General features: G+C 74.6%; 22 protein-coding genes. 16 read left to right on the forward strand and 6 right to left on the reverse strand.

From position 1 onward, the window contains the following. The 4 genes from ACIGHB_RS04080 to ACIGHB_RS04095 form a co-directional block, all read left to right on the forward strand. The coding region (locus ACIGHB_RS04080) for a DUF4162 domain-containing protein (protein ID WP_399909382.1) at positions 1 to 368 on the forward strand (368 nt) is incomplete at its 5' end. After that, positions 365 to 1,150 carry an ABC transporter permease gene (locus ACIGHB_RS04085; protein WP_399909383.1) on the forward strand — a complete coding sequence of 262 codons (786 nt, stop codon included), beginning with the start codon at positions 365 to 367 and terminating at the stop codon, positions 1,148 to 1,150. The genes ACIGHB_RS04080 and ACIGHB_RS04085, both read left to right, overlap by 4 nt. 178 nt (positions 1,151 to 1,328) lie before the next feature. Beyond that, entirely contained in the window at positions 1,329 to 1,508 is a 180-nt protein-coding gene (locus tag ACIGHB_RS04090) for a DUF1272 domain-containing protein (RefSeq protein WP_399909385.1), read from the forward strand. 50 nt (positions 1,509 to 1,558) lie between these two features. Next, positions 1,559 to 1,999 carry a hypothetical protein gene (locus ACIGHB_RS04095; RefSeq protein ID WP_399909386.1) on the forward strand — a complete coding sequence of 147 codons (441 nt, stop codon included), beginning with the start codon at positions 1,559 to 1,561 and terminating at the stop codon, positions 1,997 to 1,999. Positions 2,000 to 2,047: 48 nt separating this feature from the next. Here ACIGHB_RS04095 and ACIGHB_RS04100 read toward each other — a convergent pair whose 3' ends face one another. Further along, complete coding sequence (locus ACIGHB_RS04100) at positions 2,048 to 2,620, reverse strand: dihydrofolate reductase family protein (protein WP_399909388.1); 573 nt, start codon at positions 2,618 to 2,620, stop codon at positions 2,048 to 2,050. Positions 2,621 to 2,695: 75 nt separating this feature from the next. Continuing rightward, complete coding sequence (locus ACIGHB_RS04105) at positions 2,696 to 4,129, reverse strand: VanZ family protein (RefSeq protein ID WP_399909390.1); 1,434 nt, start codon at positions 4,127 to 4,129, stop codon at positions 2,696 to 2,698. Between the two features lie 226 nt (positions 4,130 to 4,355). On the opposite strand from ACIGHB_RS04105, the gene ACIGHB_RS04110 reads away from it, so the two are divergent. From ACIGHB_RS04110 to ACIGHB_RS04150, 9 genes are all read left to right on the forward strand, one after another. Next, positions 4,356 to 5,159: a TIGR03084 family metal-binding protein gene (locus ACIGHB_RS04110; protein WP_399909392.1), complete on the forward strand. Its 804-nt coding sequence runs from the start codon at positions 4,356 to 4,358 to the stop codon at positions 5,157 to 5,159. After that, on the forward strand, positions 5,156 to 6,841 hold the full coding sequence (locus tag ACIGHB_RS04115) for an acyclic terpene utilization AtuA family protein (RefSeq protein ID WP_399909394.1): 1,686 nt from the start codon (positions 5,156 to 5,158) through the stop codon (positions 6,839 to 6,841). Before ACIGHB_RS04110 ends, ACIGHB_RS04115 begins: the two co-directional genes overlap by 4 nt. A 139-nt stretch (positions 6,842 to 6,980) precedes the next feature. Beyond that, entirely contained in the window at positions 6,981 to 8,585 is a 1,605-nt protein-coding gene (locus tag ACIGHB_RS04120; protein ID WP_399909396.1) for an acyl-CoA carboxylase subunit beta, read from the forward strand. 8 nt (positions 8,586 to 8,593) lie between these two features. Beyond that, positions 8,594 to 10,555 carry an acetyl/propionyl/methylcrotonyl-CoA carboxylase subunit alpha gene (locus tag ACIGHB_RS04125; protein WP_399909398.1) on the forward strand — a complete coding sequence of 654 codons (1,962 nt, stop codon included), beginning with the start codon at positions 8,594 to 8,596 and terminating at the stop codon, positions 10,553 to 10,555. Then, positions 10,552 to 11,685, forward strand: a complete 1,134-nt coding sequence (locus ACIGHB_RS04130) for an acyl-CoA dehydrogenase (protein WP_360314945.1) — start codon at positions 10,552 to 10,554, stop codon at positions 11,683 to 11,685. Before ACIGHB_RS04125 ends, ACIGHB_RS04130 begins: the two co-directional genes overlap by 4 nt. 116 nt (positions 11,686 to 11,801) lie before the next feature. Then, positions 11,802 to 12,470, forward strand: a complete 669-nt coding sequence (locus tag ACIGHB_RS04135) for an excalibur calcium-binding domain-containing protein (protein WP_399909400.1) — start codon at positions 11,802 to 11,804, stop codon at positions 12,468 to 12,470. A 193-nt stretch (positions 12,471 to 12,663) separates the two neighbouring features. Next, positions 12,664 to 14,238 (forward strand): 4-coumarate--CoA ligase family protein, encoded by a 1,575-nt coding sequence (locus tag ACIGHB_RS04140; RefSeq protein WP_399909402.1) that lies wholly within the window; start codon positions 12,664 to 12,666, stop codon positions 14,236 to 14,238. 10 nt (positions 14,239 to 14,248) lie between these two features. Beyond that, positions 14,249 to 14,977, forward strand: a complete 729-nt coding sequence (locus ACIGHB_RS04145; protein WP_399909403.1) for an enoyl-CoA hydratase family protein — start codon at positions 14,249 to 14,251, stop codon at positions 14,975 to 14,977. 317 nt (positions 14,978 to 15,294) lie between these two features. After that, a complete protein-coding gene (locus ACIGHB_RS04150; RefSeq protein WP_360314979.1) occupies positions 15,295 to 15,834 on the forward strand; it encodes a TetR/AcrR family transcriptional regulator in 540 nt (179 codons plus the stop codon). Between the two features lie 40 nt (positions 15,835 to 15,874). Here the strand turns inward: ACIGHB_RS04150 and ACIGHB_RS04155 are convergent, their stop codons facing one another. Then, the gene (locus ACIGHB_RS04155) at positions 15,875 to 16,837 is read right to left on the reverse strand and encodes a pyridoxal-phosphate dependent enzyme (RefSeq protein ID WP_360314981.1); all 963 of its coding nucleotides are present in this window, start codon (positions 16,835 to 16,837) and stop codon (positions 15,875 to 15,877) included. A 359-nt stretch (positions 16,838 to 17,196) separates the two neighbouring features. Between ACIGHB_RS04155 and ACIGHB_RS04160 the strand changes: the two genes are divergently transcribed. After that, positions 17,197 to 18,273, forward strand: coding sequence for a 2-oxoglutarate and iron-dependent oxygenase domain-containing protein (locus ACIGHB_RS04160; RefSeq protein ID WP_360314953.1), 1,077 nt, complete (start codon positions 17,197 to 17,199; stop codon positions 18,271 to 18,273). A gap of 23 nt (positions 18,274 to 18,296) precedes the next feature. On the opposite strand, the gene ACIGHB_RS04165 is transcribed toward ACIGHB_RS04160, so the two are convergent. Beyond that, the gene (locus ACIGHB_RS04165; protein ID WP_360314955.1) at positions 18,297 to 19,397 is read right to left on the reverse strand and encodes a citrate synthase 2; all 1,101 of its coding nucleotides are present in this window, start codon (positions 19,395 to 19,397) and stop codon (positions 18,297 to 18,299) included. Positions 19,398 to 19,621: 224 nt separating this feature from the next. On the opposite strand from ACIGHB_RS04165, the gene pdxH reads away from it, so the two are divergent. Then, positions 19,622 to 20,248 carry a pyridoxamine 5'-phosphate oxidase gene (pdxH, locus tag ACIGHB_RS04170; RefSeq protein WP_399910426.1) on the forward strand — a complete coding sequence of 209 codons (627 nt, stop codon included), beginning with the start codon at positions 19,622 to 19,624 and terminating at the stop codon, positions 20,246 to 20,248. A gap of 336 nt (positions 20,249 to 20,584) precedes the next feature. Here pdxH and ACIGHB_RS04175 read toward each other — a convergent pair whose 3' ends face one another. Beyond that, the gene (locus ACIGHB_RS04175) at positions 20,585 to 21,319 is read right to left on the reverse strand and encodes an ABC transporter permease (protein WP_399910429.1); all 735 of its coding nucleotides are present in this window, start codon (positions 21,317 to 21,319) and stop codon (positions 20,585 to 20,587) included. Positions 21,320 to 21,357: 38 nt separating this feature from the next. After that, entirely contained in the window at positions 21,358 to 22,296 is a 939-nt protein-coding gene (locus tag ACIGHB_RS04180) for an ATP-binding cassette domain-containing protein (RefSeq protein ID WP_360314959.1), read from the reverse strand. Between the two features lie 106 nt (positions 22,297 to 22,402). Between ACIGHB_RS04180 and ACIGHB_RS04185 the strand changes: the two genes are divergently transcribed. Next, entirely contained in the window at positions 22,403 to 23,704 is a 1,302-nt protein-coding gene (locus ACIGHB_RS04185) for a sensor histidine kinase (protein ID WP_399909406.1), read from the forward strand. The last annotated feature ends 352 nt before the right edge of the window (positions 23,705 to 24,056 follow it).

Below are 24,056 nucleotides of genomic sequence, written 5' to 3' on the forward strand. Positions count from 1 at the left end.
TCAACGGCGGCCGCATCGTCGCCGAAGGCACCGCCGACCAGCTCAAGCGCCAGATCCCCGGCGGCCACGTCCGCCTCCGCTTCACCGACCCCGACGCCTACCGCACCGCCGCCGGCACCCTCGCCGAGTCGGTCCGCGACGACGAGGCGCTGACGCTCCAGATCGCGAACGACGGCACCCAGCGCGCCCTCCGCCGGCTCCTCGACCACCTCGACACCGCCGGCATCGAGGCCGACGAACTCACCGTCCACACCCCCGACCTCGACGACGTCTTCTTCGCCCTCACCGCCACCGCCACCGAAGCCGCGACCACCGAAGCCGCAACCGCCGCCACCGTCCCCGCCCAGCCGAAGGAGGCTGTCCGATGAGCACCCTGACCCTCGCCGTCCGTGACTCGACCACGATGCTCCGCCGCAACCTCCTGCACGCCCGCCGCTACCCCTCGCTGACGCTGAACCTGCTGCTCACCCCGGTGATGCTGCTCCTGCTCTTCGTCTACATCTTCGGCGACACGATGAGCGCCGGCATGGGCGGCGCGGACCGCGACGCGTACGTCGCCTACCTCGTCCCCGGTCTGCTCCTGATGACCATCGGCTCCACCGTCATCGGCACCGCGGTCTCCGTCTCCAACGACATGAGCGAAGGCATCATCGCCCGCTTCCGGACGATGGCCATCCACCGCCCCTCCGTCCTCGTCGGACACGTCGTCGGCAGCGTCCTCCAGTCGGTCGCCAGCGTCGTCCTCGTCGGCGCGGTCGGCGTCGCGATCGGCTTCCGCTCCCACGGCGCCACCGCCGTCGAGTGGCTGGCCGCCTTCGGCCTCCTCGTCCTCTTCGCCACCGCGATGACCTGGATCGCCGTCGGCATGGGCCTGGTCTCGCCCAACGCCGAGGCCGCCTCCAACAACGCCCTCCCCCTGATCTTCCTCCCGCTCATCTCCAGCGCCTTCGTCCCCGTCCACCAGATGCCCGGCTGGTTCCAGCCCATCGCCGAGTACCAGCCCTTCACCCCCGCCATCGAGACCCTCCGCGGCCTCCTCCTCGGGACCGAGATCGGTCACAACGGCTGGCTCGCGGTGGCCTGGTGCGTCGGCCTCGCCGCCCTCGGCTACGTCTGGTCGACGAAGACCTTCAACAAGGACCCCCGGTAGTGACCGAGTTCCCGGAACGCCCCCGCCCCGCCGGTACCCTCCGGCGGGGCTGTTGGCGTGTCGGCCCGATCCCGGCGGCCCGATCCTGTCGAACTCTGGCCGACGCCCTGTTTCGGCCCGCCCCGACCCCCGCCGATCATGAAAGTGACCGACCCGAACGGAACGAGGGGAGCCCGCGATGGCCCTGGAGATGCGCGACCGCTGCGAACGCTGCGAGACGACGGCCCTGCCGCCCGGCGGACCCGCCCGGATCTGCTCGTACGAATGCACCTTCTGCGTGCCCTGTACGGAGGCGATGGCCGGGGTCTGCCCCAACTGCGGCGGCGAGCTCGTCCCGCGCCCCCGTCGCGCCTCCTGACGTCAATGCCCTGGTCAGGGCATGGACTTGAGGTCGGTACGGTAAGCGCCATGAACATATGGACACGAGGAGTGGCGGGGGCCGCCGTGTGCGCGACGCTTCTCCTGACGGGCTGTGAGACCTCGGACGTCTCGGCGGGCCCGAACGGTACGACACCGCTGGACGCCGCACCCGCCGTGACGGATCTGGCCCTGGTCGCCGGGGAGTGGAAGGAGGTCACCGAAGGCGGTGACACTCCCTGGACGATCCGGATCTCCGCGGACGGGACCTTCTGGACCAGCGACGGGAGCGACACCTGCGAGGGCACGGTCAAGGCCGTATCCTCCGAGGCGGACAAGACCTGGCGCCACTTCCTGGCGGACGCGGACTGCGGCTGGGCCGGCCGGCAGCTGGCGCCGCTGAAGCTCGGCGAGGACGACGGCGAGGAGAAGCTGATCCTCACCAACGACTCGGGCGAGGGCGCGAAGGAGACCTACCGGCGCGCCGGCTGACCTCCCCGGGGCCTCCCCGGGCCTCCCCGGCCTCCCCGGCCGCTCACCTCACCGTACGACGTCGAAGACCTGCTTCTGGATGCCGTTGGCGTAGGTCTCGTGCTCGACCAGCCTCAGCTTCTGGGCGTCCTTGTCCGTGGTGCTGAAGAGCCGCTTGCCGGCGCCGAGGAGGACCGGGAAGACCAGCAGGTGGAAGCGGTCGACCAGGCCGGCGTCGGCGAGCGCGCGGTTCAGGGTCGCGCTGCCGTGGACGATGATCGGGCCGCCCTCGGTCTCCTTGAGGGCGGCGACCTCGTCGAGGGTGCGGAGGATCGTCGTCGGACCCCAGTCGGACACCAGGTCGCCCTCGGTGAGCGTGGTGGAGACGACGTACTTCGGCATCTCCTTGTACTCGGCGAAGTCCGCCATCCCCGGCCACACGGGGCTGAACGCCTCGTAGCTGACCCGGCCGAGCAGCATCGCCGTCGCCTCCCCCTGCTCGCGCCCCTTGATCTCGTACGCCTCCGGCAGGAAGTCGATGTCCTTGAAGGTCCAGCCGGAGTTCCGGTAGCCCTCCTCGCCGCCGGGGGCCTCGACGACACCGTCGAGGGAGACGAAGGCGGAGGTGATCAGAGTGCGCATGGCGTGTTCCTCGTCTGCTGGAGCTGTCGGACTGCGTTCCTTCTCATGCTGTAGGACCGGCCGCCCCGGCGAAACTCATCGGTCCCCGCCGTACTCCTGCGCGACGGGCGTCGTACCGAAGCCGTCGTGGTGGATCCGGCCGGTCACCGCGTCCACCCACCAGCGGTCCGCCTCCTCCGACACGTGCGGGTCGAGCTCCGGCGGGGTCTCGTCGTAGCGCGCGGTGACGAGCCACTCCGCCCGCCAGACGCCACCCCGCTCGACCGCCTGGAGGGTGTACGCCTCGGCGCGGAACTCCGGCGGCAGCTCCCGGTCCCCGGCGGACGCCTCCAGATGCCGGCGGACGGCTCCGGCCGCCTCGTCCGCGCTCCGTTCCGGATCCGGGAGGTCCAGGCGCGTGGGGCCGAGGGCCACGACGACGCGGGCGACCCGGCCGGTCCGGTCGACGTGGACGTTCAGCGTGCGGGGCATGACGATGCCGCCGTCCACCCAGCGCCAGGCGGTCACCCAGCCCCGGGCCGCCCCGGGCCCGTACGGGTACGTCGTCGTGTCGGCGGCGCTCCGCGCCCACGGGTAGTGGGCCCGCATGTAGCGGCGGGCGGTCTCCTCCGCCTCCGCCTCCGTCTTCGGTGCCGCGCCGGCACCCGGCACCCGGAAGCCCGGCACCGAGCCCGGGCCGGTGAAGCCGGCGGTCCCCGGCTCGACGGTCAGGCGCCTGCCGTCCGGCCACGACAGCGAGCCCATGCCGCCCGGTCCGTCGGGGCCCAAGTCGCGAGAGACCACGGCGAAGACGACGTGGGCGCAGGGCAGGTCCACGCACGGCTGGTGGTAGACGTTCCGGACGCCGTACGCGTCGCCGAACGCCTCCCGCACCGCCGCCTCCGCCGCCCTGCGCTGAGCCGGGTCGGCGGGGGAGAGGCCCGTGCCGTCCAGGTGGGTGAAGGCGATCGCGGTCTTCCCGAGCACCATGCCGGCCACCAGGAGGACGGCGGCGGCGACGCCCGCGCCGCGCGCCCCGCCCCGTGCGGCGAAGTCCGGGGCCCGGACCAGGAACAGGGCCGCGAGCGCGACGCCCGCGAGCCCGCCGAGGACGTTCATCAGGGCGTCCGAGCTGTCGCAGATCCGGCCGAGACCGTCCACGGAGCCCTGGACGAACTCGATCGCCGGCGGCAGCGCGACGACCCCGACGAGGACCGGCAGCGGGCGGCGGACCGCGCCGAGGGCGAAGAAGCCGAGCGGCACGGTCATCACCAGGTTCCACACCCCCTGGGTCGTGCCGAAGGGTTCGAGGACGTCGTGGTTGACCACGCAGCTCCCCATGGCGGGGCCGCTCCCCATGAACGTGAGGCCCAGGACGCCGGTGACGGTGGCGGTGAGCCCCGCCCACCACGGGCCGCGCGGGTTCCCCAGGCGGCGCGCCGCCCACCAGGCCGCGCCCCCGAGGGCGAGGGCGGCGAGCACGCAGCCGGCGAGATAGCCGAGTCGGTCCTGGAATATCGCGGTCAGCACGGAGGTGTTCCTCGGGGGTCGGGCGGTCCGGGTGTCGCTGTCTTCCACGCCGAAGATCCGCCTCCGGTGGCCGGAGCGGGCCGGAGTGTCCGGATCCGGGCCGCCTTCAGGCCGGATCGGGCTGTCCTCACCCGCGCCGGTCCTTTCAAGCAAGCATGCTTGATTGTTTCTCGGATCGCTGCCATGCTCCCACTCCTCAGGCCCGTCCTCCCGAGGGGAGCGCACCGTGTCCGACCCCGGCGCCGTTCGTACGGTTCTCGCCGACCTGCGTGCCGAAGGCGAGGAACTCGACCTGCTCGTCGGGGGGTTGAGTGACGCGCGGTGGGCGCTCGCGACGCCCGCCGCCGGCTGGACCGTCGCCCATCAGATCGCGCATCTCGCCTGGACCGACCGGGCCGCGCTGCTCGCCGTCACCGACCCCGAGGCGTTCGCCGTGGAGGCGGAGAAGGCGGCGGCCGCGCCCGAGCGGTTCGTCGACGACGGCGCCGAGGAGGGGGCCGCGCTCCCGCCCGCCGAGCTGCTCGCGCGCTGGCGGGAGGGGCGGGAGCGGCTGGGGGAGGCGCTGCTCGCGGTGCCGCCCGGCGGCCGGTTCCCCTGGTACGGGCCGCCGATGAGCGCCCCGGCGATGGCGACCGCGCGGCTGATGGAGACCTGGGCGCACGGGCAGGACGTGGCCGACGCGCTCGGGGCCGTACGACAGCCCACCGCGCGGCTGCGGCACGTCGCCTGGATCGGGCACCGGGCCCGCGCCTACGCCTACCTCGTGCGGGGCGAGCAGCCGCCCGCCGAGCCGGTGCGGGTCGAACTCGTCGCGCCGGACGGCGAGTTGTGGACGTTCGGGCCCGAGGACGCCGCGCTGCGGGTGAGCGGGACCGCGCTCGACTTCTGTCTGCTCGTCACCCAGCGCGTGCACCGCGACGACACCGCCCTCCGCGCCGAGGGCGACGGCGCCGAGCACTGGCTCCGGATCGCGCAGGCGTTCGCCGGGCCGGCCGGTGCCGGGCGCGCGCCGAAGGGGGAGGCGCGGTGAATCCGCTGCGGATCGGGAACGCCTCGGGCTTCTACGGCGACCGCTTCACCGCCGTCCGCGAGATGCTGACGGGCGGCCGGCTGGACGTGCTGACCGGGGATTACCTCGCCGAGCTGACCATGCTGATCCTCGGCCGCGACCTGCTGAAGGATCCGTCCGGCGGGTACGCGAAGACCTTCCTGCGGCAGATGGAGGAAGGGCTCGGGCTCGCCCACGAGCGCGGCACGCGGATCGTCGCGAACGCGGGCGGCCTCAACCCGGCGGGCCTCGCCGACGCCCTGCGGGAACTGGCCGCGAAGCTCGGCCTGCCGACCCGGGTGGCGCACGTCGAGGGCGACCTCCTGCCCGCCGAGCCGGGCGTGCTGACCGCCAACGCCTATCTGGGCGGGGCGGGGATCGCCGCCTGTCTCGCGGCCGGCGCCGACGTCGTCGTCACCGGCCGGGTGACCGACGCGGCGCTCGTCACCGGGCCCGCGCAGTGGCACTTCGGCTGGGGCCCGGAGGAGTACGACCGGCTCGCCGGGGCCGTCGTCGCCGGGCACGTCCTGGAGTGCGGCACCCAGGCCACCGGCGGCAACTACGCCTTCTTCCGCGAACTGGACCCGACCCTGCTGCTGCGGCCCGGTTTCCCGCTCGCCGAGCTGTACGAGGACGGGTCGGCGGTCGTCACCAAGCATCCTGGCACCGGGGGTGTCGTCGACGTCGGCACCGTCACCGCCCAGCTGCTGTACGAGACGGGCGGCGCCCGGTACGCCGGGCCCGACGTGACCGCCCGGCTCGACACGGTGCGGCTCACCCAGGAGGGCCCGGACCGGGTGCGGATCGACGGGGTCCGGGGCGAGGCGCCGCCGCCCACGCTCAAGGCGGGCCGCTGCCGGCTCGGCGGCCACCGCAACGAGGTCGTCCTCGTCCTCACCGGCCTCGACGTCGAGGCCAAGGCGGCGCTCGTCCGGGAGCAGATCGGCGCGGCCCTGGCGGAGAACCCGCCGGCCGAGGTCCGGTGGGAGCTGGCCCGCACCGACCGGGAGGACGCGGACACCGAGGAGACGGCGAGCGCCCTGCTGCGGCTCGTCGTCCGCGACCAGGACCCGGAGAAGGTGGGCCGGGCCCTGACGGGGGCGGCGATCGAGCTGGCCCTCGCGAGCTACCCCGGCTTCCACGTCACCGCGCCGCCCGGCAGGGGCGCCCCCTACGGGGTCTTCGAGACCGCGTACGTGCCCGCCGCCGGCGTCCCGCACACGGCCGTGCTGCCCGACGGGACCCGCGCCGCGATCCCCGTACCGCCGGCGGCCCTCGCCCTGGAGCCCGTACCCGAGCCCGCCCTGCCCGCCCCCCTGCCGCCGGGTCCGGCCGTGCGGGCGCCGCTCGGGCGGATCGCGGGCGCCCGCAGCGGCGACAAGGGCGGGGACGCCAACGTCGGGGTGTGGGTGCGGACGGAGGCGGAGTGGCGGTGGCTCGTCCACACGCTGACCGTGGACCTGTTCCGCGCGCTCCTGCCGGAGACGGCGGATCTGGACGTCACCCGGCACGTGCTGCCGAACCTGCGGGCGGTCAACTTCACCGTCGCCGGGATCCTCGGCGAGGGCGTCGCCTCGCAGGCCCGCTTCGACCCCCAGGCCAAGGCCCTCGGCGAATGGCTCCGCTCCCGGCACGTCGACGTACCGGAAGAACTGCTGCAGTGACCGCCCGCCCGAAGCCCCCCGCCACGCGTGCCGCGCCGGCCCGTCGCCTGCCCGCCGCCACGTGCGCAGTGACCGCCCGCCCGACGCCAGCCGCCACGCGTGCCGTGACCGCCCGCCCCGTCCCCCCGGAGGAACTCCCGTGACCGTCCTCGCCTCCGCCCTCGACACCGGCGGACCCGACCACGCGGCCCACCGGGCCGCCATGCTCGACAAGCTCGCCGCCCTCGACGCCGAGCACGCCAAGGCGCTCGCGGGCGGCGGCGAGAAGTACACCGCCCGGCACCGGGCGCGCGGCAAGCTGCTGGCGCGCGAGCGGATCGAGCTGCTCGTCGACCCGGACTCGCCGTTCCTGGAGCTGTCCCCGCTGGCCGCCTGGGGCAGCGCGTACCCCGTAGGGGCGTCCCTGGTGACCGGCATCGGGGTCGTCGAGGGCGTCGAGTGCCTGATCACCGCCAACGACCCGACCGTGCGCGGCGGCGCCTCCAACCCGTGGACCCTGAAGAAGGCGCTGCGGGCCAACGAGATCGCGTTCGCCAACCGGCTCCCGGTGATCTCCCTCGTGGAGTCCGGCGGCGCCGACCTGCCCTCCCAGAAGGAGATCTTCATTCCGGGCGGGGCGCTCTTCCGCGACCTGACGCGGCTCTCCGCCGCCGGCATCCCGACGGTCGCGGTCGTCTTCGGCAACTCGACGGCCGGCGGGGCGTACGTGCCCGGCATGTCCGACCACACGGTGATGATCGAGGAGCGGTCGAAGGTCTTCCTCGGCGGGCCGCCGCTCGTGAAGATGGCGACCGGGGAGGAGAGCGACGACGAGTCCCTGGGCGGCGCGGCGATGCACGCGCGCGTCTCCGGGCTCGCCGACCACTACGCCGTCGACGAGCCGGACGCGATCCGGCAGGCCCGCAGGATCGTCGCCCGCCTCAACCACCGCAAGGCGCACCCGGATCCGGACCCGGTGGCCGTCGAGCCGCCGAAGTACGACGCCGAGGAGCTGCTGGGGATCGTGCCCGGCGACCTCAAGACGCCGTTCGACCCGCGCGAGGTGATCGCCCGGATCGTCGACGGCTCCGACTTCGACGAGTTCAAGCCGCTCTACGGCCCTTCGCTCGCCACGGGCTGGGCGCGGCTGCACGGCTACCCGGTCGGCGTCCTCGCCAACGCGCAGGGCGTGCTGTTCTCGGCCGAGTCGCAGAAGGCCGCGCAGTTCATCCAGCTGGCGAACCAGCGGGACATCCCGCTGCTCTTCCTCCACAACACCACCGGCTACATGGTCGGCAAGGAGTACGAGCAGGGCGGCATCATCAAGCACGGCGCCATGATGATCAACGCCGTGTCGAACTCGAGGGTCCCCCATCTGTCGGTCCTCATGGGGGCGAGTTACGGCGCCGGGCACTACGGCATGTGCGGCCGGGCGTACGACCCCCGGTTCCTCTTCGCCTGGCCCAGCGCCAAGTCCGCCGTCATGGGCCCGCAGCAGCTCGCGGGCGTGCTGTCGATCGTGGCGCGGGCGTCGGCGGCGGCGAAGGGGCAGCCGTACGACGAGGAGGCGGACGCCGGTCTGCGGGCCCTGGTCGAGGCGCAGATCGAGTCGGAGTCGCTGCCGGCGTTCCTGTCCGGGCTGCTCTACGACGACGGCGTCATCGACCCCCGCGACACCCGCACGGTCCTCGGGCTGTGCCTGTCCGCGATCCACACGGCACCGGTCGAGGGCGCGCGCGGCGGCTTCGGCGTCTTCCGAATGTGAGGCACCCGTTGATTTCCACGCTGCTCGTCGCCAACCGCGGTGAGATCGCCTGCCGCGTCTTCCGCACCTGCCGTGAGCTGGGCATCAGGACCGTCGCCGTGTTCTCCGACGCCGACGCGGACGCGCTGCACGTCCGGGAGGCGGACGCGGCGGTACGGCTGCCGGGGGCCGCGTCCTCGGAGACGTACCTGCGGGGGGACCTCGTCGTGGCGGCGGCGCTCGCCTCGGGCGCGGACGCCGTCCACCCCGGGTACGGCTTCCTCTCCGAGAACGCGGACTTCGCGCGGGCCGTGACCGCCGCCGGGCTGACCTGGGTCGGGCCGCCGCCGGAGGCCATCGAGGCGATGGCGTCGAAGACCCGCGCCAAGGAACTCCTCGGCATCGCCCCGCTCACCGACGTCACCGCCGGAGACCTGCCGGTCCTGGTGAAGGCGGCGGCGGGCGGCGGCGGACGCGGGATGCGGATCGTCCGCGAACTCGCGGAACTGGACGGCGCGTTGGCCGCCGCGTCCGCCGAGGCGGCGAGCGCCTTCGGGGACGGCGAGGTGTTCGTCGAGCCGTACGTGGAGAACGGCCGGCACGTCGAGGTGCAGGTGCTCGCCGACGCGCACGGCACGGTCTGGACGCTCGGCACCCGCGACTGCTCCCTCCAGCGCCGGCACCAGAAGGTCATCGAGGAGGCCCCGGCGCCGGGCCTGCCGCCCGCGCTCACCGAGGAGCTGTACGAGCGGTCGGCGGCGGCAGCGAAGGCCGTCGGCTACGTCGGGGCGGGCACGGTGGAGTTCCTGGTCGCGGACGTCCCCCCGGCCCTCGGCCCCGCCGGGGCGGACGTCTCCCCGGCTCCCGGCTCCGCCGGCGCGGGCGGGACCCCCAGGGCGCACTTCCTGGAGATGAACACCCGCCTCCAGGTCGAGCACCCGGTGACCGAGGAGGTGTACGGCGTCGACCTCGTCGCCCTCCAGCTGGCCGTCGCCGAGGGCACCCCGCTCCCGCCGGAGCCGCCCGCCGCCCGGGGGCACGCGGTCGAGGCGCGGCTCTACGCGGAGGACCCGGCGGCCGGGTGGGCCCCGCAGACGGGCCGCCTGCACGCCTTCGGCGTGCCCGGCGTCCGCGTCGACACCGGCTACGCCTCCGGGGACACCGTGCCGGTGCACTACGACGCCATGCTCGCCAAGGTCGTCGCGCACGCGCCGACCCGCGCCGAGGCCGTCCGCAAGCTGGCCCACGCCCTGGAACGGGCCGTGATCCACGGCCCCGCCACCAACCGGGACCTCCTCGTCGCCTCGCTGCGGCACTCCGAATTCCGGGACCAGGGGCGCCTCGACACCGGCTTCTACGACCGGCACCTCGACGCGCTCGCCGGGCCTCCGGACGGCGCCGGGCACGCGGCCGTCGCCGCCGCGCTCGCGGAGGCGGCGCGGAACGCCGGCCGCTTCGGCGGCGGGTGGCGGAACGTGCGCTCGCAGGATGAGACCAGGACGTACGGGGAGCACGAGGTCCGCTACCGGCCCGCCCGGGACGGCGGCTTCGAGGTCCTCGCCCCGGAGGGGGTGCGGGCGGTGGCCGCCGCGCCCGGTCGCGTACGGCTCGAAGCCGGCGGTGTCGTCCGGGACTTCGAGGTCGCCGCGTACGGCGACGGCACCGTCCACGTCGGCCCCCACCGGCTCGCCGCCCGCCCCCGCTTCACCGACCCGCGCGAGCGGACGCTCCCCGGCTCCCTGCTCGCGCCGATGCCCGGCACCGTCGTCCGGCTCGCGGACGGCCTCGCCGTCGGCGACCGGGTGGAGGCCGGGCAGCCCCTGCTCTGGCTGGAGGCCATGAAGATGGAGCACCGCGTCACCGCTCCCGCCTCCGGCACGCTCACCGCGCTCCACGCCGCCCCCGGCCGCCAGGTCGAGGTCGGCGCCCTGCTCGCCGTCGTACAGACCGAAGACGTACCGACCGAAGCACAGGAGGACCCGACAGCATGAGCACCGACATCGAACCGGCCGAGCACACCGAGCTCCGCGCCGCCGTCTCCGCGCTCGGCCGCCGCCACGGCCCCGGCTTCGACCGGGCGGCCCTGTGGGCGGAGGCCGGCAAGCTCGGCTACCTGGGGGTGAACCTGCCGGAGGAGTACGGCGGCGGGGGCGGCGGCATGGCCGAGCTGTCCATCGTCCTGGAGGAGGCCGGCGCCGCCGGCGCGCCGCTCCTCATGATGGTGGTGTCGCCGGCGATCTGCGGCACGGTCATCTCCCGCTTCGGCACCGACGGGCAGAAGGCGGCCTGGCTCCCCGGCCTCGCGGACGGGTCGAGGACGATGGCCTTCGGCATCACCGAGCCGGACGCGGGCTCCAACTCGCACCGGATCACCACCACCGCCACCCGCACCGAGGACGGCTGGGTCCTCAACGGGCGGAAGGTGTTCGTCTCGGGCGTCGACATCGCCGACGCGACGCTCATCGTCGGCCGCACCTCCGACGCCCGCACCGGCAACCTCAAGGCGTGCCTCTTCATCGTCCCGCGCGACACGCCGGGCTTCGGCCGCCGCCACATCGAGATGGAACTCGACGCGGACGAGAAGCAGTTCGAGCTGACCCTCGACGACGTGCACCTGCCGGCCGACGCCCTGGTGGGCGACGAGGACGCGGGGCTGCTCCAGCTCTTCGCGGGGCTCAACCCGGAGCGGATCATGACGGCCGCGTTCGCGATCGGCATGGGCCGGTACGCCCTCGGCCGCGCGGTCGCCTACGCCAAGGAGCGGCAGGTCTGGAAGGCCCCCATCGGCGCCCACCAGGCCGTCGCGCACCCCCTCGCCCAGGCGCACATCGAGCTCGAACTCGCCCGCCTGATGATGCAGAAGGCGGCGAAGCTGTACGACGCGGGCGACGACCTCGGCGCGGGCGAGGCCGCCAACATGGCGAAGTACGCGGCGGCGGAGGCGTGCGTGAAGGCCGTCGACACGGCCGTCCACACCCTCGGCGGCAACGGCCTCACGAAGGAGTTCGGCCTCGCCCGCCTGGTCACGGCCTCCCGCGTGGCCAGAATCGCCCCGGTCAGCCGGGAGATGATCCTCAACTTCGTGTCGACCCACACCCTGGGGCTGCCCAAGTCGTACTGAGCCCGGCGTTCCGATCTCCGGATACGGCCCCCCGGTTGTGAAGGTCCTGTGTACGATCCACGGCCACGGCACTCCGCTCGGTGCCCGTCGTTCCCTTCACGCCTCTGGAGCCGCGCGTGTACCCGCAGACGAACCCGTACCAGCCCGCACCGGCGTGGCAGCCGCCGCGCCGGTGGTGGCAGCACCCCGCCCTGATCATCACGCTGCTCGTCCTCCTCCCGCCGGCGGGCATAGCCCTGGCGTGGCTCGGACGCTGGACGAACCGCACGAAGATCGTGGCGACGGTGCTGTCCGCGCTCTGGTTCGTCCTGATCCTGACCAGCGAGCCGGAGAAGAAGGGCTCGGGTGACGACCCGAAGCCGGCGGTGACGGCGACGGCCACCCCGACGCCGACGCCGACCACGGAGTCCCCGTCGCCCGAGCCGACGACGGAGGCCCCGACCACCGAGGCCCCCACCCCGACCCCGACCCCGACGCCCGAGCCGACGACCGAGGCCCCGACCGAGGCCCCGACCACCGAGGCCCCGGAGCCGACCACCCAGGCCCCCACCACCCAGGCCCCGAAGCCGGCGCCCACCACCCCGAAGCCGAAGCCGACGCAGGCGACCCGGCCGCCGGAGACCGCCGAGCCGGAGCCCGAGCCGACCACCGAGGCCCCCGCGCAGGACGTCTACTACGCCAACTGCGCCGCCGTCCGCGCGGCCGGCGCCGCCCCCATCCACGCCGGCGACCCCGGCTACAGCCGCAAGCTGGACCGCGACGGCGACGGCGTCGCCTGCGAGTAGGGCGGCGCCGGCCCGGGGGGCAGGGGTGCCACCTGCCCCTGCCCCCGGCCGGGGCGCTCCCTGCCCTGCCTCCGGCCGCCACGAACCATGCAGGCACGCTTGATTGTTTTACGGGGGGCTGACAGGGTCTCCCCAAGCGGTACCCGCAGCAGCGATCCTGGCGGCCACCTTCCACCTCACCAGGGGGCAACGCATGGTGTTCCACAGCGAGTACGAGCCGGTCTCCACCCTGTCCCTCCCCATCCACGACGCCGTCCTCGGCGGGGCCGCCGCCTTCGGGGACGCGCCCGCGCTGGTCGACGGGGCCGGGGAGCTGTCCCTCTCGTACGCGCAGGTGGACGCCTTCCACCGGCGGGTCGCCGCCGGGCTCGCGGAGGCCGGGGTCCGCAAGGGCGACGTCCTCGCGCTGCACAGCCCCAACACGGTGCTCTTCCCGGTCGCGTTCTACGCCGCGACCCGCGCAGGCGCCTCCGTCACCACCGTTCACCCGCTGGCCACGCCCGAGGAGTTCGCCAAGCAGCTGCGGGACTCGGCCGCGCGCTGGATCGTCACCGTGTCGCCGCTGCTTCCGGCCGCCCGGGCCGCCGCCGAACTCGCGGGCGGCGTCGAGGAGATCTTCGTCTGCGACACGGCGCCGGAGGGCGAGGGCGTCCGCTCGCTCCAGGCGTTCCTCGCCTCCACGGCGCCCGAGCCGGAGATCGCCGTCGACCCGGCCGAGGACGTCGCCGCCCTCCCGTACTCCTCCGGCACCACCGGCGTCCCCAAGGGCGTGATGCTCACCCACGCCTCCATCGCGACCAACCTGGCGCAGCTGGAGCCGTTCATCCCGATGGGACCGGGCGACCGCATCCTGGCCGTCCTTCCGTTCTTCCACATCTACGGGCTCACGGCCCTCATGAACGCGCCGCTCCGCAAGGGCGCCACCGTCGTCGTCCTCCCGCGCTTCGACCTCGACACCTTCCTCGGCGCCATCCAGAAGCACCGCATCAACGGCCTGTACGTGGCCCCGCCGATCGTCCTCGCGCTCGCCAAGCACCCGGCCGTCGCCGACTACGACCTGTCCTCGCTGGAGTACATCGTCTCCGCCGCCGCCCCGCTCGACGCGGCGCTCGCCGAGGCGTGTTCGGCCCGGCTCGGGCTGCCGCCGGTGCGGCAGGCGTACGGCATGACCGAGCTGTCCCCGGGCACCCACGTCACCCCGCTGTCCGCCGAGAACCCGCCGCCCGGCACCGTCGGCAGACTCCTGCCCTCCACCGAGCTGCGCATCCTCTCCCTCGACGACCCGTCCAAGGACGCGGCCCCGGGCGAGGAGGGCGAGATCGCCATCCGGGGCCCGCAGGTGATGAAGGGGTACCTGGGGCGGCCGGACGCCACCGCCGAGATGATCGACGCCGACGGCTGGGTGCACACCGGCGACATCGGACGCGTCGACGCCGACGGCTGGCTGTACGTCGTGGACCGGGTGAAGGAACTCATCAAGTACAAGGGCTTCCAGGTCGCCCCGGCCGAGCTGGAGGCCCTGCTCCTCACCCACGAGGGCGTCGCCGACGCCGCCGTCGTCGGGGTGACGGACGCCGAAGGCACGGAGATACCCAAGGCGTTCGTGGTGCGCCAGCCGGCCGCGGCCGGGCTGACCGCCGAGGAGGTCATGGCCCACGTGGCCGCCCGCGTCTCCCCGTACAAGAAGGTCCGCGCCGTCGAGTTCATCGACGCGGTGCCCCGGGCCGCCTCCGGAAAGATCCTCCGTCGAGAGCTGCGAGAAAGCTGAGGAACCGCCCATGACCCTGGTCGCCGTCACCGAGGAACGGGGGATCGCCACCCTCGCCCTCGACTCGCCGGACACCCGCAACGCCCTCTCGGCCGCGCTCGTCACCGAACTCGGCGAGGCACTGGCGGCGGCCGGGAAGGACCCGGCCGTCCGGGCGGTCGTCCTCACGCACACCGGAACCACGTTCAGCGCGGGCGCCGACCTGAAGGCGCCGCCGAGCCCGTACGCCTTCGTCGACCTGCTCCGGCAGGTCGTCGAGCTGCCGAAGCCGGTCGTCGGACACGTCGCCGCCGGCGGCCGGGCCCGCGCGGGCGGCCTCGGCCTGCTGGGCGCCTGCGACGTCGTGGTGGCGGGGGAGGGGGCGGACTTCGCCCTGACGGAGGTACGGATCGGGGTGGCGCCCGCGGTGATCTCGCTGACCCTGCTGCCGAGGCTGGAGCCGCGCGCCGCCGCCCGCCACTACCTGACCGGCGAGCGCTTCGGCGTCCCCGAGGCGCGGGCGATGGGCCTCGTCACGGCCGGCGCGGACGAGCTCGACGCGATCCTCGACGGCCTGCGGGCGGGCTCGCCGCAGGGCCTGCGCGAGTCGAAGCGGCTGCTCACCGCTAGAGTCCTGGAGACCTTCGAGCGCGACGCGGAGGAGCTCGTGCAGAGATCGGCCACGCTCTTCGCCTCCGCCGAGGCGCGCGAGGGCATGACGGCCTTCCTCGAACGACGGGACCCCGAATGGCGGCTGTGACCGCACACCGGCACCAGGACGGACAGCCGGCCTCCGATGGGAGCCCGGCTCCCGACCGCGGCCCGGCTTCCGACCGGAGTCCGGCTTCCGACCGCGGCCCGGTTTCCGACCGTGGCCCGGCTTCCGGCCGGAGTCCGGCTTCCGACCGGAGTTCGGCTTCCGACCGTGGCCCGGCTTCCGACCGGAGTCCGGCTTCCGACCGCGGCCCGGCCTCCGACCGCAGCCCCGCTTCCGACCGGAGCCCGGCCTCCGACCGCGGTCCCGCTTCCGACCGCAGTCCCAAGCAGGACCGCAGCCGGGCCACCCGGCAGCGGCTCCTGGAGGCCGCCGTGGCCTGCCTGGCCGAGCACGGCTGGGCCGGGTCCACGGTCGCCGTCGTCGCCGAGCGGGCCGGGGTTTCGCGGGGCGCCGCCCAGCACCACTTCCCGACCCGCGAGGACCTCTTCACGGCGGCGGTCGAGTACGTCGCGGAGCAGCGCTCGCAGGCGCTGCGGGAGCTGCCCACCGACGACCGGGCGCAGACCGTCGCCGCCCTCGTCGGCCTCTTCACCGGCCCGCTCTTCCGGGCCGCCCTCCAGCTGTGGGTGGCGGCCGCGAACGAGGAGCAGCTCCGCGCCCGGGTGACCGAGCTGGAGGCCCGGGTGGGCCGCGAGTCGCACCGGATCGCCGTCGAGCTGCTGGGCGCCGACGAGTCGCGCCCCGGCGTGCGGGAGACCGTCCAGGGCCTCCTGGACATGGCGCGCGGCCTGGGCCTGGCCACCCTCCTCACCGACGACACCGGCCGCCGCGACCGCGTGGTCGCCCAGTGGGCCCGCCTGATCGACGAGGCGCTGACCCTCCCCGCCGACCCTCGCTGACGCCACTGACCCGCCGACCCTCGCTGACCCCGCCGACCTGCTAGGACGGCACTCCGAGGCGTTCCGCCCAGGCGGTGACGTCGGCCGTGGTGGCGTTGCCGCCGCAGACGACCAGGCCGAGGCGGGCCTCGGGGCCGACGCGGTCGAGGACCCTCCGGGCGGCCGGGAGGAGGCAGCCGGCGGCGGGCTCGGCCCAGACCTTGGCGTGTTCGGCGAGGTCGAGCGTGCCCCGGACGGCCTCCGCGTCGGTGACCGTCAGGACGTCCTCGGCGAGCGCGGCGGCGTGCGCGTAGGTGAGGGAGGAGACGGCGGGCGCGCTCAGCGTGCTCACCACCGAGGAGAGCTCCACCTGCACCGGACCGCCCGCGGCCAGCGCGGCCGACATGGCGTCCGCGCCGACGGTCTCCACGCCCCAGATCCGTACGCCGGGCCGGCGGGCGCGCAGGGCGGTGGCGACGCCGGAGAGCAGACCGCCGCCGCCGATGCTGACCAGGACGTCGGTGAGCTCCCCGGCGTCCTCGGCGAGCTCCAGGCCGACGGTGCCCTGCGCGGCGACGACGAGCGGGTCGTCGAAGGGGTGGACGAGGGTGAGGCCCCCGTCGCACAGCTCCTCCATGAGCGCGAAGGCGCCCTTCATGGTGTCGGCGAGCAGCACCTCGGCACCGGCCGCCTCGGCGCGGGCGACGGCCGGGGCGGGGGCGGAGCGGGGCATGACGACGGTGGCGCGGACCCCGAGCGCGCCCGCCATGACGGCGAGCCCGATGCCGTGGTTGCCGCCGCTGACGGCGACGACCCCGGCCGCCCGCTCGGCGGGCCCGAGCGACAGCAGCTTCGCGGCGGCCCCGCGCGCCTTGAACGAGCCGGTGCGCTGGAGTAGTTCCAGCTTGACGGTGACGTCTGCGCCGAGCAGTTCGCTCAGCCCGGGACTGGCCAGCGTCGGCGTGCGCAGTACGTGCCCGGCGATACGTTCGGCTGCGGCCTCGACATCCGCGACGGTGATCAGCACACCCCCACTCTGCCGCACCCGACCCCGCCCCGGACACCCCCCGCCCGCGCGTCCCCGGTACGGGGCGGCCGTCGCCGACCCCGGCCACTCTCGCCCCCCCCCGCATGCCCTGTGACGCAGACCACAGGAGATCCGTGCCGCCCGCAGTACGCTGGTCGCATGCCTCCGCTCGTTCGCCGCCGTCACGTGGACTTCGTCCGCGTCACGAGCATGAGCTGTCGCCGCGCCGTCTGACCCCAGGGGCGCCCACCTCTCCGCCCCGCGGGGTCCCTCATCCGACCCCTGTCGACCGGCACCCGCGGCCCCCGCCCCACCCAGGCGGCCGCCCCGGGACCCGTACACCCGCGGACGCACCCATGAGCCTCAGCGCACCCACCCGCTCCACCGCCCCCACCGTCGCCACGCCCTCCCTCTCGTACGCCTCGCAGCTCCCGATCGTCGACCTCTCCGCGGCCGACCGGGGGCCGGGCGCCCGCCGGCTGCTCCACGCCCAGCTGCACTCCGCCGCGCACGACGTCGGCTTCTTCCAGCTCGTCGGGCACGGCGTGACCGAGGCGGAGACCCGGGCCCTCACCGACGCGACGCGCGCCTTCTTCGCCCTGCCGGAGGCGGACCGGCGCGCGGTCGACAACCTCAACTCGCCGCACTTCCGCGGCTACACCCGCGTCGGCGACGAGCGGACCGGCGGCTCCCGGGACTGGCGTGACCAGCTCGACATCGGCGCCGAGCGGCCCGCCCGCGTCCCCGCGCCCTGGGAGCCCCCGTACTGGTGGCTGGAGGGCCCCAACCAGTGGCCCGAGGCGCTGCCCGAGCTGCGGACGGCGGCCCTGCACTGGATCGACCGGCTCAGCGGCGTCGCCGAGAGGCTGCTGCGCGAACTGCTCGCCTCGATCGGCGCCCGCGAGGACTTCTACGCGGACATCTTCGGGCCGCGCGCCCATCCGCACCTCAAGCTGGTGCGCTACCCGGGCAGCAGCGGCGACGGCGACGACCAGGGCGTCGGCGCCCACAAGGACTACGGCTTCCTGACCCTGCTGCTCCAGGACCAGGTGGGCGGGCTCCAGGTGCAGCGGGAGGACGGGAGGTTCCACGACGTGCCGCCGCTGCCCGGCGCCTTCGTCGTCAACCTCGGCGAACTCCTCGAAGTCGCGACGAACGGCTATCTCGTCGCCACCAACCACCGGGTGGTTTCCCCGCCCGGGGCGACGGAGCGCTACTCCGTCCCGTTCTTCTACAACCCGCGGCTCGACGCCCGGATCGCCCCGCTCGACTTCCCGTACGCGGACCGGGCGCCGGGCGTGACGGCCGACCCGGCGAACCCGCTCTTCGCCGAGTACGGCCGCAACGAACTGAAGGGGAAGGTCCGCGCGCATCCGCTGGTCGCGGCGCGCCACCACGCGGACCTCCTCCTCCGGCAGGACCCGCCGGTGTAGCGGGCGGGGCCGGCCGGGCGGCCTCAGCCGACGATGTCGGCGTAGCCCTCGATCGCGCGCGGGTCCCGCTGGCCGGGGCCCGTGTAGCGGGCCGACGGGCGCACGAGGCGGCCGGTGCGCTTCTGCTCCAGGATGTGCGCCGACCATCCGGCCGTACGGGCACAGGTGAACATCGACGTGAACATGTGCGCCGGGACCTCGGCGAAGTCCAGCACGATCGCCGCCCAGAACTCGACGTTCGTCGCGAGGACGCGGTCGGGGCGGCGGCTGTGCAGCTCCTCCAGGGCGGCCTTCTCCAGCGCGGCGGCCACCTCGTAGCGGGGGGCGTCCAGCTCCTTGGCCGTCCGGCGCAGCACGCGGGCGCGGGGGTCCTCGGCGCGGTAGACGCGGTGGCCGAAGCCCATCAGGCGCTCGCCCTTGTCGAGGGCCTGCTTCACATAGGCGACGGCGTCGCCGGTCCGCTCGATCTCCTCGATCATGCCGAGGACGCGGGACGGCGCGCCGCCGTGCAGCGGTCCCGACATGGCGCCGACGGCGCCGGAGAGGGAGGCGGCCACGTCGGCGCCGGTGGAGGCGATGACGCGGGCGGTGAAGGTGGAGGCGTTCATGCCGTGCTCGGCGGCCGAGGTCCAGTACGCGTCGACGGCCTTGACGTGCTTCGGGTCGGGCTCGCCGCGCCAGCGGATCATGAACCGCTCGACGACCGACTCGGCCTTGTCGATCTCGCTCTGCGGGACCATCGGCAGGCCCTGGCCGCGCGCCGACTGGGCGACGTAGGAGAGGGCCATGACGGCGGCGCGGGCGAGGTCCTCGCGGGCCTGCTCGGCGGAGATGTCGAGGAGCGGTTTGAGGCCCCACACGGGCGCGAGCATGGCGAGCGCGGACTGCACGTCGACCCGGATGTCGCCGGAGTGGACGGGGATCGGGAAGGGCTCGGCGGCGGGCAGACCGGGGTTGAAGGCGCCGTCGACGAGCAGACCCCACACGTTGCCGAAGGAGACGTGTCCGACGAGGTCCTCGATGTCGACCCCGCGGTAGCGCAGGGCGCCGCCTTCCTTGTCGGGTTCGGCGATCTCGGTCTCGAACGCGACGACTCCTTCGAGGCCCGGTACGAAGTCGGACATCAGGCGGCTCCCTCTATCGATGATCGATCAACCTAACGGCGGTCGCTGGTGGGACTGAACAGTCATCCAGCCGTCGAGTCTGTACGGTTCCGATGATGCGGGGAAGCGTGACATCCGGCACACTGCGCCGAACCGGCGACGAAGGGTTGGAGCCCCGCCGTGCTGGGCACACTGGGGAGCTGCGGCAGGATGGCCCCGTGACCGACGCCCTGGACCCCGCCGACATGCGCGAGCAGTACCGCACCAAGGAACTGGCCGCGGCCGACCTCGCCCCCGATCCGATCCAGCAGTTCGGGGCCTGGTTCAAGGAGACCGCCGCGAGCCCGGCGATCCACGAGCCGAACGCGATGATCGTCTCGACCGCGAGCCCCGACGGACGGCCCTCGTCCCGCACGGTGCTGCTCAAGCACTACGACGACGCCGGCTTCGTCTTCTTCACCAACTACGGCTCCCGCAAGGGCACCGAGCTGGCGGCCAACCCGTACGTGTCGCTGCTCTTCCCCTGGCACCCGCTGGCCCGCCAGGTCATCGTCACCGGCCGTGCCGTCCGCACCGGCCGCGACGAGACCGCGGCCTACTTCCGTACCCGCCCCCACGGCTCCCAGCTGGGCGCCTGGGCGAGCGCGCAGTCCTCGGTGATCGCCTCCCGCCAGGAACTCCTCGACCGATACGAGGAGTTGGCCGCCCGCCATCCGGCCGGCGAGCAGGTCCCGGTCCCCCCGGAGTGGGGCGGCTTCCGGGTCGTACCGGACACGGTCGAGTTCTGGCAGGGCCACGAGAACCGCCTCCACGACCGGCTCCGCTACGTCCGCGAGGACGAGGGCTGGCACGTGGAACGCCTGGCGCCGTAGGGGAAACGCAGACGACCCGTGGGCCTTTGGTCCCGTCCGCCTAGGTTCGGACGGGAGCCGGCCGGACTTACCGGCGGCCCACGGGTCGGGTGACTGCTTGGGTTTCGGCAGCTGGCCTGCCGAGGTGCACATCGTGCGACGGCAGGCGCTAGCCCGCAGTCACCTCACGAGTCCGAAAAGAAACCATTTTTTCGGATCACCTCCTTTCGCGTGTGACCACACCCTACGAACCTCCCGGGAGGGCCACAAGCGAATTATTCGCGCTCTTTCCGCCGGCCCCGGCCCTCCTCGGCACCCGGCCTCGCGCCCGGTCCCGCACCCGGCCTCCCGCCCGGCTCAGGCGTCCCGCCGGCGCACCGCCCACCAGCCCGCGAGCAGCGCCGCCGCGGCCCACAGGGCGGCCACGCCGAGGCCCGTCCAGGGGCCCAGGCCGCCCGGCGGCGTCTGGTACAGGACCGCGCCGCCGGCCCGGTCCGGGAGGTAGTCGGCGAGGCCCGCCGACACGTCGCCGATGACGAACGGCAGCATCAGCAGGGCCGGTACGAGGATGCTCAGCGCACCGACCGCGCTGCGCAGCAGGAAGGTGAGGCCGAAGGCGAGCAGGGCCATCAGCGCCAGGAGGATCCCGGCGCCGAAGCAGCCGCGCAGGGCGCCCGGCTCGCCGATGCCGATCGCGTACTCGCCCGCGAACGCCTGGCCCGCGAAGAAGGCCGCGAAGGACGCCACCGTGCCCACGGCGAGCGCGGCGCCGGCCACGACCGCCGCCTTCGCCGTGTAGAACAGGCCCCGGCGCGGCACGGCGGCGAGCGAGTTCCGCAGGGCGCCGTTCAGGTACTCGGAGGAGACGGCGGTCGCGCCGAAGGCGATGGCCGCGATCTGGGCGAAGTTCGTGTGGAACAGGGCCCGGAAGACCGGGTCGCCCTTGCCGTCCGGCTCGGGCCCTCCCACGCTCACGTACAGCAGCAGGTTCATGCCGAGGGCGACGACGAGGACGGCGAGCAGCGAGCCGAAGCTCGACCGGACCGACCGGACCTTGATCCACTCGGAGCGGAGCACGGCGGCGGGGGACAGGGCGGTGGACGCGGTACGGGAGACGGTGCGGGACACGGTCAGACCTCCAGGGGGGTGCGGGCGGTGAACTCGGCGGCGTCCGAGGTGAGGGCCAGATACGCCTGCTCCAGCGAGGCGCGCTCGTCGGCGAGTTCGAAGACCGGGATGCCCTCGCGGGCGGTGACCGCCCCGATCTCCTCGGCGGAGGCGCCCTCCACCACCCACCGGCCGTCCCCGTCCGCCGCCTCGCCGACCGTCCACCCCTTCGCGCGGAGCGTGGCCCGCAGCCGCACCGGATCCCCGGTCCGCACCCGCACGCGCGCGTGGCTGTGGGAATCGATGAACTCCCGCATCGGCACGTCCGCGAGGAGCCGGCCCCGGCCCAGGACCACCAGGTGGTCGGCGAAGGTCGCGGTCTCGTTCATCAGGTGGCTGGAGACCAGGACCGCACGGCCCTCGGCGGCGAGCCGGCGGAGGAGCTCGCGGATCCAGACGATGCCCTCCGGGTCCAGGCCGTTGGCCGGCTCGTCCAGCATCAGCACCTCCGGGTCGCCCAGGAGCGCGGCGGCGATGCCGAGCCGCTGCCGCATCCCCAGCGAGTACCCCTTGACCCTGCGGCCCGCGGCGGACTCCAGACCCGTCTCCGCCAGCACCTCCTCGACCCGGCGGGCCGGCAGGCCGTTGCTCGCGGCGAGGAAGCGGAGGTGGTCGCGGCCGGTCCGCGACGGGTGCGCGGCCTGCGCGTCGAGGAGGGCGCCGACCGTCCGCAGCGGCTCGTCCAGGGTCGCGTACGGGCGTCCGCCGACGGTGGCGGAGCCGGAGGTCGGCCGGTCGAGGCCGAGGACGAGCCGCATGGTCGTGGACTTCCCCGCCCCGTTCGGGCCCAGGAACCCGGTGACGCGCCCCGGCTCGACACGGAACGTCAGCCCGTCCACGGCCCGCGCCACGCGCCTGCCGCCGTACTCCTTGGTGAGGTTCTTGATGTCGATGCTGGTCATGGCTCAAGCCTCGCGATCCGGCGCCCCCCGGCCATCCCCTGCCGGAGGGGACCGCCTCCCCCGCGCGGGGGAGCCGCCGTCACCGCTCCCCTGAGAAGATCACCGAATGCCCGCACCCCTGTCGCACCTCAGGACACTCGTCCGGCCGCTGGTCCGGGCGGTCACGTACACCCGCTGGCTGCACCTGCTGATCGGCGCGATCGTGCCGCTCGCGGGCGGGCTCATCTACCCGGGCCTGTCCGACCCCGGCGTCGTGGACTGGCTGATCGCCGGGGCGCTGCCCGTCCCGCTGGTCGCGGCGGCCGCCCTGCTCCCCTCGGCCCGCCGCGCCGAGGGCCTCCAGGCGCGCCTGATGCTCTTTCCCGGGAAGCACGCGCGCGTACGGGGCGGGGGCGGGGGCGGCACGGGCGCTTCGGCGACCACGGGCGACCCGGCGAGCACGGGCGACCCGGCGAGCTCCGGCGCTTCGGCGAGCACCGGCGTCTCGGCGGCCCCGTCCGCGTCCTGGACGGACCGGGGCAGGACGGCGCTGTGGCTGGTGTTCCGGATGGAGGCGGGGCTCGCGGCCTGGCTGCTGTCGATCTGGCTGCTCCAGGTCACCCTGGTCCTGTCGGGCGTGTCGGTGGAGGAGCCGGTGGTGGCCTCCCTGACGCCGCCGGCGGGGCCCACGGCCCTGGCCCCGTTCCCCCTCCTGGTCCTGCTCGCGCTGGTCGTCGCCGGCGGGCGCCTCGACACGCGGGTGGCCCGCCGGCTCCTCGGCCCGTCGGTGCGGGAGCGGATGGCGGCCCTGGAGGACCGGACGGAACGCCTCCTCGAACGCAACCGGATCGCCCGCGAACTCCACGACTCCCTCGGCCACGCCCTCACCCTCGCCGTGGTGCAGGCGGGAGCCGCGCGGGCGGCCGGCGACCCCGAGTTCACCGACCGGGCGCTCGCCACCATCGAGGAGACCGGCCGGGCGGCCCTGGAGGACCTGGAACGCGTCCTGCTGCTCCTCCGCGAGTCCGGCCGCCGCCCGGCCGGCGCGGGCCCCGGTCTCGACGAGGCCGCCCGCCTCCTGGACTCCGCCCGGTCCTCGGGCGCGGTGGTGGAGGCCGAGATCAGCGGGCCCGTGGAGGAGTTGCCGGGCCCCGTCTCCCGGGAGGCGTACCGCATGCTCCAGGAGGCCCTGACGAACGCCCTGCGGCACGCGGGCCCCGTCCCGGTCGCGGTCCGGGTGGCGGCGGACGACTCCCGGCTGAGCCTCCTGGTCACCAACCCCCTCCCCGACGGCCGCCCACCCGCCGTCGCCGGCTCCGGCAGCGGCCTGCGCGGCATCCGCGAGCGCGCCGCGCTCCTGGGCGGCGAGGCGAAGGCGGGCGCGGCGGACGGCGAGTGGCGCGTGACGGTGGCACTTCCGCTGCGGTGAGGCCGGCGCTGCCGTCGCGGTGGGGCCGGCGGTTCGGCTGAGGTGGGGCCGGTGCTTCCGTCGCGGTGGGGCGGGCGCTTCGGCTGAGGTGAGGCCGGCGGTTCGGCTGAAGTGGGGCCGGCGTTTCTGCCGCGGTGAGGCCGGCGCTTCGGCTGCGGTGAGGCCGGCGTTTCTGCCGCGGTGGGGCCGGTGCTTCGGCTGAGGTGAGGCCGGCGCTTCCGCTGCGGTGGGGCCGGCGTTTCTGCCGCGGTGGGGCCGGCGCTTCGGCTGCGGTGGGGCCTGCGCTGCCGTTGCGGTGACCTCGGCCGGTCGGTCTCGCTCGCCGCGCAGACCGGCGGCCCCGCCCCGTCCC

The sequence above is a fragment of the Streptomyces sp. NPDC085460 genome (assembly GCF_044541975.1).
Classification (GTDB): Bacteria; Actinomycetota; Actinomycetes; order Streptomycetales; family Streptomycetaceae; genus Streptomyces.

Bases quoted from the DNA above. Each gene is read 5' to 3' on its own strand.
- ACIGHB_RS04085 (WP_399909383.1), top strand. From the start codon at position 365: ATGAGCACCCTGACCCTCGCCGTCCGTGACTCGACCACGATGCTCCGC.
- ACIGHB_RS04090 (WP_399909385.1), top strand. From the start codon at position 1,329: ATGGCCCTGGAGATGCGCGACCGCTGCGAACGCTGCGAGACGACGGCC.
- ACIGHB_RS04095 (WP_399909386.1), top strand. From the start codon at position 1,559: ATGAACATATGGACACGAGGAGTGGCGGGGGCCGCCGTGTGCGCGACG.
- ACIGHB_RS04100 (WP_399909388.1), bottom strand. From the start codon at position 2,620: ATGCGCACTCTGATCACCTCCGCCTTCGTCTCCCTCGACGGTGTCGTC.
- ACIGHB_RS04130 (WP_360314945.1), top strand. From the start codon at position 10,552: ATGAGCACCGACATCGAACCGGCCGAGCACACCGAGCTCCGCGCCGCC.
- ACIGHB_RS04140 (WP_399909402.1), top strand. From the start codon at position 12,664: ATGGTGTTCCACAGCGAGTACGAGCCGGTCTCCACCCTGTCCCTCCCC.
- ACIGHB_RS04145 (WP_399909403.1), top strand. From the start codon at position 14,249: ATGACCCTGGTCGCCGTCACCGAGGAACGGGGGATCGCCACCCTCGCC.
- ACIGHB_RS04160 (WP_360314953.1), top strand. From the start codon at position 17,197: ATGAGCCTCAGCGCACCCACCCGCTCCACCGCCCCCACCGTCGCCACG.
- ACIGHB_RS04165 (WP_360314955.1), bottom strand. From the start codon at position 19,397: ATGTCCGACTTCGTACCGGGCCTCGAAGGAGTCGTCGCGTTCGAGACC.
- pdxH (WP_399910426.1), top strand. From the start codon at position 19,622: ATGCGCGAGCAGTACCGCACCAAGGAACTGGCCGCGGCCGACCTCGCC.
- ACIGHB_RS04180 (WP_360314959.1), bottom strand. From the start codon at position 22,296: ATGACCAGCATCGACATCAAGAACCTCACCAAGGAGTACGGCGGCAGG.
- ACIGHB_RS04185 (WP_399909406.1), top strand. From the start codon at position 22,403: ATGCCCGCACCCCTGTCGCACCTCAGGACACTCGTCCGGCCGCTGGTC.